4 protein-coding genes are annotated in these 7,313 nt (G+C 70.4%); 1 reads left to right on the top strand and 3 read right to left on the bottom strand.

Annotated elements, in window-relative coordinates; genetic code table 11:
* Window positions 1-496: RNA-guided endonuclease InsQ/TnpB family protein (locus H531_RS0111690; RefSeq protein WP_022799507.1), on the top strand; the 496-nt coding region annotated here is incomplete at its 5' end.
* A 52-nt stretch (window positions 497-548) separates the two neighbouring features.
* Here H531_RS0111690 and H531_RS0111685 read toward each other — a convergent pair.
* The 3 genes from H531_RS0111685 to H531_RS14550 all read right to left on the bottom strand — a co-directional run bounded on the left by H531_RS0111685 (window position 549) and on the right by H531_RS14550 (window position 7,022).
* Window positions 549-3,572 carry a UvrD-helicase domain-containing protein gene (locus H531_RS0111685; protein ID WP_022799506.1) on the bottom strand — a complete coding sequence of 1,008 codons (3,024 nt, stop codon included), beginning with the start codon at window positions 3,570-3,572 and terminating at the stop codon, window positions 549-551.
* Window positions 3,573-3,574: 2 nt separating this feature from the next.
* Window positions 3,575-6,142 carry a PD-(D/E)XK nuclease family protein gene (locus tag H531_RS15175; RefSeq protein WP_028490836.1) on the bottom strand — a complete coding sequence of 856 codons (2,568 nt, stop codon included), beginning with the start codon at window positions 6,140-6,142 and terminating at the stop codon, window positions 3,575-3,577.
* Window positions 6,143-6,851: 709 nt separating this feature from the next.
* A complete protein-coding gene (locus H531_RS14550) occupies window positions 6,852-7,022 on the bottom strand; it encodes a hypothetical protein (protein ID WP_022799503.1) in 171 nt (56 codons plus the stop codon).
* Window positions 7,023-7,313: the final 291 nt, after the last annotated feature.

The following is a 7,313-nucleotide window of genomic DNA, read 5'->3' as shown; positions in this document are numbered from 1 at the left end:
GGACTTCTTGCACAAGCTCACCACCTGGCTGGCGAAGACCAAGCCGGTCATCGTGGTGGAGGACCTGAACGTCAAGGGCCTCTCCCGGGGGCGCCTTTCCCGGTCCGTGGCCGACGTGGGGTGGGGAGCGTTTCGGAGGAGGCTCGCCTACAAGGCGGAGTGGTACGGGGCGACCCTGATCGTGGCTCCCAGGAGCTTCCCCAGTACCCGCCTCTGCTCCCGGTGCGGGCAGCTTCACGGGAGGATGCCTCTTTCCCAGAGGGTCTTCCGGTGCGAGGCCTGCGGCCTGGAGGTGGACCGGGACCTGAACGCGGCCGTCAACCTGAAGAAGTACGGGATAGCCCACCTCACGGGCTCTACCGGGAGTTCCCCGGGAAGTCACGCCTGCAGAGATCCCTCTAGCGGCGGAACGGTTCCCCCTCGGGACCGGTCTACGAGCTATGGGTCGTGGAAGCAGGAAGTGGCCCGTGGTCGCGACTCTCAAGGAGTGAAATAGACGACTATGGGCCACGGAACGGTGTAGCCTCGTGGTTCCCCAAGGGCCGCCCTCACCCCGGGCCCCCTTCCGCCCCAAGGAGGCCCACGAGGCGGCGCAGGACCTCCTCGGCCCGCTCCTTGGCCCTAGGGCTTTCCTCCTCATGCAGGGTCCCCTCCCGCAGGTCCGCCACCAGGGCCCGGGGCTTCCCCAGGGCGTAGGCGTAGAGCCCCACCTGCAGGAGGTAGGCCTCCGCGTTCACCTGGTGGTCCGTCTTGTAGTCTAAGACCCAGTCCTCCCCCACCCGGTCCGCCCGGCCCTCGAGGCGCACCCCCAAGAGCTCCAGGGCCACGGGCACCTCCTTGGCCACAGGGTCCCCGCGGTAGGGGGCGAAGGCCGGGGCGGTGAAGAAGGCGCGGGCGAGCTCAAGGGCCTCCTCCACCTCCTTCCTTTCCGCCCCGGGGAAGGTTGCCTCCAGAAAGCCCGGGCCCTCCCTCTCCAGGTCCTCCAGGGCGTCAAAGCGCTCCAGAAGGGCGTGGACCAGCTGGCCCACCCCGGCGCCGCCCGGGGCCTCCTCCTCTTCCGGGTCCTCCAGCGCCCAGGCCTCGCCCTCCTCGGGCTCCCCAAGGAGCCGCCTGCGGGCGGCCTCAGGGTCTTTCGCCGCCAGGGGGAGGAGGGAGATGGGCAGGGCCTCCAGGGGAAGCCCCGAAAGCCCCTCCACGAGGCACCTGGCCTGGGGCTCTTCCTGGGGCCCGCACCCCTTGGGGTTCTGGACCTCCTCGAGGCCCTTCTCCTCTGAACCCGCCTCCTGCAGGGCCTGAGGGTCCAGGGAGCCTTCAGGCGCAAGGAGGAGGTAAAGCCGCTCGGAGGCCCGGGTGGCGGCCACGTAGAGGAGGCGGTCCTCCTCCCGCCCTTCCTCCTCCCGCACCCGGCGCTTCGCCAGGTGGAAGAGGGCACTGGGCTCCCCCTCTTTGTCCAGGAGCGGGGGCACCAGGGCGAGGCCGGGGCGGAAGAGGGGCTTGTCCTTTCTCGGGCCCTGCCCGTTCCACCCCCCGGCGTTCAGCACGAAGACCACCGGCCACTCCAGGCCCTTGGCCCCGTGGACGGTGAGGAGGGTGAGGGCCTCCCCCGCCTCCAACGGGGGGCGGGGCACGGGAATCCCGTGGCGGAGGAGGAGGCGGAGGCGGCGGGCCACCAGGAAGGGGTCCTCGCTCCCCGCCTCCAGCCTCCGCACTAGGTCCAGGGTGCCCTCCCAGTCCTTTACCCGCCTCTGGCCCTGGGGGAGGCGGGAGGCCACCCCCGTGTACCCTGTGGCCTGATCCAGGCGCTGGAGGAGGCGGCTTGGGGCCTCGAGGGCCTTGCGCCGGAGGAGGTCTTGGAGGGTCTCCCTGGCCCTTTGGGCCTCGGGGGAGAGGTGTGCGCCGTGCCTCAGGGCCTGCCAGAGGGTCTCCCCTTCCCCCCGGGCCTCGGCCAGGCGGCGGATCTCCCCGTCGGTGAGGGCAAAGAAGGGGGAGCGGAGAAGCCCCAAGAGGGCCTCCTCGTCCCCGGGGTCCCCCAGGAAGCGGAGGGCCAGGTAGGCGTCCTGGAACTCCCGGCTTTCCAGGAGGTTGCCGCCCCCGGCCTCCACCGCGGGCACCCCCAGGCGCCGCAACGCCTCCCCCACCCGGGTGAGATCCCACCAGGTGCGGCCGAGGACCGTCACGTCCCGACACCTCAGGGGCCGGTAGGTCCCCGCGCCGAGGTCATAGACCTGGAAAGCTTCCGAAAGCAGGCGTCCCACCTCCTGGGCGATGAACCGGGCCTGGCTCTCCAGATCCCCCTGGAAGTGGAAGACCCACGGACCCTCCCCTGTGGGAGGCCTCGAGGCGCCCACGGGCCGGTACCCCGGGAGGAGGTCCGTGAAGAAGCGGTTGTGGAAGTCCGCAAGGCCCTGGTGGTAGCGGCGGCTCTCCCGGAGGGCCTCTTGTTCCACCCCTTGGGCCTTCTCCAGCAGGCCCTCCATCACCCGCGGGTCCGCCCGACGGAAGCCGTAGATGGACTGATTGGGGTCCCCCACCGCGGTCCAGTCCCCGAAGTCGGGGAAGAGGGCCTCCAGGATGCGGACCTGGACGGGGTTGGTGTCCTGGAGCTCGTCCAAGAGGAGGCGGCGGAAGCGGCTTCGGTAGTAGGCCCTCACCTCCTCCCTTTCCAGGGCGCGGAGGGCGTGGACCTCGAGGTCGGCGTAGCCCAGGCGCCGGGCCCGGAAGCGGCAGGCCTCCAAGCGCTCCAGCACCCTCTCGGCAAGCCTCTGGAGGAGGGGCCAGACCGCCTCCATGCGCTCGTCCGCGGGCTTGGGAACAAGCCATTCGCGCGCTTCCCGCACTAGCTCAAGAAGCGCCTTGAAGGTGGCGTCGCTCCTGTAGCTTCTCCAGGACTTACAGTTCAGGTTCACCCCCTGGGCCCACTCCAGGACCCTCAGGGGCTCGTCGCGCCAGGCTTTGGGGAAGCCTGGGTATCGCTCCTCCAGCCGCTCCCCACCCAGGGAGCGCTCCAGGTCCTCCAGCCGGGACTGAAGGCCCCGCCAGGCCTCGAGGCGGAGGGCCTCCGCCACCTCCTTAGGCCCCTTAAGGAGGAGCTCCCCGGCCGCCAGGGGGTCCCCCGCCACCGCCCTCAGGGTGTCCAAGAGGCCCTCGTAGCCCAGGGCCTCCACCAAAGGAGCGTACTCCAGGTTCTGGAGCTCCTCCAGGAGGGCTTCCTCCAGCCACGCCTCCAGGAGGAGGGCGGCCTCGAGGTCGTCCATCACCTGAAAGTCCGCCGGGACTCCCGCCTCCTCCGGGAACTCCCGGCAGATCCTGGCGGCCAGGGCGTGGAGGGTGCCGATGGGGGCCGCCTCCAGCTCGGCGAGGACGCGCTCTTTTTGGGGCATGCCCGCCTTCCGCACCTCCCGGCGCACCCGGCTGCGGAGCTCCAGGGCGGCCTTCTCCGTGAAGGTGACCGCCACCACCTCGAGGGGGGAACGCCCTGCCTCCAGGAACTCCAGGTAGCGCCTCACCAGCCGGTGGGTCTTCCCCGTTCCCGCCCCGGCCACCACAAAAAGCCCCTTATCCGCTTCCGCCATCCCTACCTCCCGGCGTAGCGGCAGAGGAGCGCCGCGGAGCACCCCCGGCAGGCCTCGCCCTTGCGGTCGGGCTGGGGCGGGAAGGCGCCACTTTTTAACGCCCTACGAACCCCTCTAAACACTCGCCAAAGAGCGCTCCGGTCCAGTTTTGCCTGCTGCGCCTTCCCGGAAGAGAGGGAGTAGTAGACCCCCACCCCCCGGCCCTTCCCGTGGAGGAGGAGGTAGAGGGGAAGCTGAAGGTCTGCGGAGAGCTCCCCCGTCCTCGGGTCCTTCACCCGGGGGAAGGCGCTCCCCACCTTGTAGTCCAGGTAAAAGTGGCTTCCCGAGCGGCGCTCCAGGCGGTCTATGACGCCCCGCACCTTCAGGCCATCGTAGCCGGGCACAAGCCCCTTAAAGACCTTCTCCTTCCCCACCTCCACCTCCACGGCCACGATCTCCGCGTCCTCCCTTAGGAACCCCTTCCCATCGCGAAAGGCCCGGACCAGAAGCCCAAGGAGCCTCCCCCGGCGGTGGGGCCAGTCGGGCCGCCTCAGGAAGAAGGGGGAATCGGGCCTCTTTTTCCACTCCGCCTCCACCTCCGAGAAGGCCTTCGCCAAAAGGCCCGCTTCCGCAAGGACGCTCACCTCCTTGCCCCTTTGTTTGCCCTCTGCTTGGGCGGCCCGGAAGACGCGGGCGATGACCCGGTGCAGGAAGGCCCCCAGGTCCGCCCGGTCCCCGTCCCCCGCCTCCTGGTCCCCCCGGGGGCGGAGGAGGTGGCGGACGTAAAAGCGGAAGGGACAGGTGGCCAGGTCCTCGAGCTCCGAGACCGAAAGGCTTTTCGGCAGGAAGGGCTCCCCGGTGGCCCCGTGGTAGGGCGAGGCCGCCTCTCCCGCCAAGCGCTCTTCCTCCGCCCCGAGGGCCCGCTCCATGGCCTCCCGGAGGGAATCCCCCTCCCAGCAGCCCCTCCTTCGCGCCTCCACCAGGCTTCCTATCAGGGTGTCCCCAGGCCTCCTCGGCTCCAAGCCCAGGCGCTCCAGGAAGGGGCTTGGGGGCACCGGGCTCCCTTCCACCCCCTCAGGGTAGGTGAGGACCGCCTCTCCCCCCTCCACCAGGCTCTCTAAAAGGGCGGCGAAGACCAGGGCCTCCCGCAGGGCCGCCTCCCAGGGCTCCTCCAGGGGCAGGCCGAACCTCTCCTTGAGCTCCCGCACCTCGGGCAGGCCCAGCATGGGCGCCTCCCCCACGGGGGGCGGGGTGAGGCCCTCCGCCATGCCCAGGACGAAGAGGTGGCGAAAGGCGCCCCCATAGCGGGCGAGGGGCGTGTGGAGCTCCACCCCCGCGTAGCCCGGCTGGGCGGGCACGGTGAGGTGGTAGAGGAGCTCGGGCACCCCCTGGAGGAAGCCCTCCCGGTTCTCCTCCTCCAGCTCGGCCAGCCCCTCGAGGAGGGCCTCCAGGGCCGCCCGCTCCCGGGGCCAGCCCCCAAGCCGCCGCTTCAGGGGCGAAAGCGCCCTGCGGAAGCCCTGGACGAGCTCCCGGCCCGATCTCCCCTGGGCAAGCTCCAGAAGTGGGTCGGGAAGGCCAAGCCCCTTCCACTCCTCCCCGGAGGGCCGCCTTAGGCGCACCTTGTCCAGGTCCACCTCCCTGGGCCAGGGAAAGAGGGGGTGGAAGAGGAGGCGCAGGGTGGCCTCGTAGGGGAAGCCCTGGAGGGCCTCGGCCAGGAGAAGGGCGAGCCCCCCCACCCGGGTCTCCCCCACAGGGATGCGGTAGAGAAGGCGCACGGGCAGGCCCTGCTCAAACCCGATGGCCGCCACCAGGGGGCCGTACCGGCGGTCGTCCCGGGCGATGAGGGCGAGCTCTTTAGCGGGAACCCCTTCCTTGAGGAGGGCCTTGAGGGAGGCCAGGACGTGGCGCACCTCGGCCTCCATGTCGGGGAAGCTCAGGGCAAGGACCCGGGAGCCCGAGACGCCCTCCCCCCGGAGGAAGGCCCCTCCCGGGCCGGAGAGGTTGAGGGGCTGGACCTTAAGGCCCGCCTCCTCCAGGGCCTCCTTGGCCCGGGCGTTGGCCTCGCCCCACTCCCCCTCGGGGAGGAGGAGCTCCACCGCGCTCCCCGGGGCCGCGGCCCCCCGCAAAAAGGCGAGCTCCCCCACCCCTAGGTAGGGGTAGTGCCGCACCCTTAGGGGAAGCCGCCTGCCCAGGGCCCCGGCCCGCGGCAGGGCCTCCACGGGGTCTAGAAGCCTCCGTTCCCTGAGGAGCTCCTCGTAACGGCGGGCCACCCGGGCGAGCCGGGCGAGGCGGGGAGAGGCCTCCTTCGCCAGGCGGCCAAGGCCCTCCTCCCCCTGGCCGGAAGCCTGGAGGGCGAGGAGGAGGGTCCGCACCGGGCCCTCCAGAGCCGCGGCCAAGCCCTGGGGGTCCTTGGGGGCCAGGGCCTCACGCACCGCCTGCACCAGGAGGCGCCGGGCCTGGTAGGGAGAGGCCAAGAGAAGCTCCCCCTCCCGGAGGAGCTCCCGGGCCAGCCCCGAAAGGGTGCGGTAGGGCACCCCCAGCCTGCGGGCCACGGCCCGGTTTGGGGTGATATCTATTTCCAAAGCTTCCACTTTTCACCTCCTTTCGCCCGACAACGTAGCCAAGCTGTAAAGCTTGGATGAAACCCATAACCTAGCCTGTTGGGTAGCCGCTTTTCAAGATCCTCGGCGCGTAACCCTCTTTGGAGAGACTTGCCGCGCGCTACGATTATACCGAGACCGGAAAACCCGGTCCCCAGGGCCCAACCCCGCCCGAGCGAACCCCCTCGGGTTTGGGCGCCCGCTTGGGGTCCGTGAGGGGCGGGCCTTCGTGTAGACCCCCTCTTCTTGGGATGCCCCAGGCGGGGGCAGGGCTAGAGGGCCGCCAGGCCCTGGGGTTCGGAAGGCAAGGGAGCCTGCAGAAGGAGAGCCTCGAGGGCCCGCAGGAAAACAGCTGGCCCGGGGCGGGAAGGAGGAGGCTGGGTCTGTCCTCGGGGTCTTAGATCACGGCGGCCCCCACCCCGCGCAAAGCGGGGTACAGCCGGCTGCTCCCCGGGCCCGCAGCGCGTAAAGGGGAAGGCGCACCCCCTCCTTGGGTCCGGGGGGCGCGGCCTCGAGGTCCTGACCCCGCTGGGGCGACACGCCCTGGCAGGGCTCCTCTTCTTCGGCGGCTTCCTGCTCCTGCCCAGGCCCCGGGGCGCAAGTTGGGGATAGGCGCCCCAGACTCTCCCCGGGTGTGTCCCCCTTGAACAGACCGCGGGGCTGGCCTCAAAGGCGTCGGGGAAGTTGGCAGACTGGACCGCTATACTGCATAGAGCCCCAGGAAGCGCAGGGCGGAGAGGGGGTTGAAGGAGAAGGCCTCCAAGGCCGCCTTCTTCTCCCTGACCCCCTGGCGGTGGAGCAGGGAGACCAGAAAGGCCCGGAGGGCCGCCAAGACCTGTGCCCCCACTCCCCGCACCTGGCAGGCATCCACAAGGTAGCTCCTTCGGAGCTGACCGTGGAGGAGAACGTCCCGTACCCAAGCGGGCGAAGCGTTCCACGCCGCTCAGGGAGTCCACGCGGGAAAGGAAAGCCACCAGGATGAGGGCCAGAAGACCCCAAAGGGGGTACTGCCGGTTGCGAGCCCGAGGGTCTGGGACCTGGGATAGGGCTTCACGCAGGGTCATGCCCCTCTTTACTCCAGGAGCCGCATATAGGTCAAGTCTGGGGGTTTCCCTCGTAGTTTGAACCCACCCTCCCGCGGAATCTCGGGTACCTCCTCTCC

It is taken from the genome of Thermus islandicus DSM 21543, from assembly GCF_000421625.1.
Taxonomy (GTDB): Bacteria; Deinococcota; Deinococci; order Deinococcales; family Thermaceae; genus Thermus; species Thermus islandicus.
Note: the sequence above shows the minus strand (reverse complement) of the source record. Positions and strands in the feature narration are given on the sequence as shown.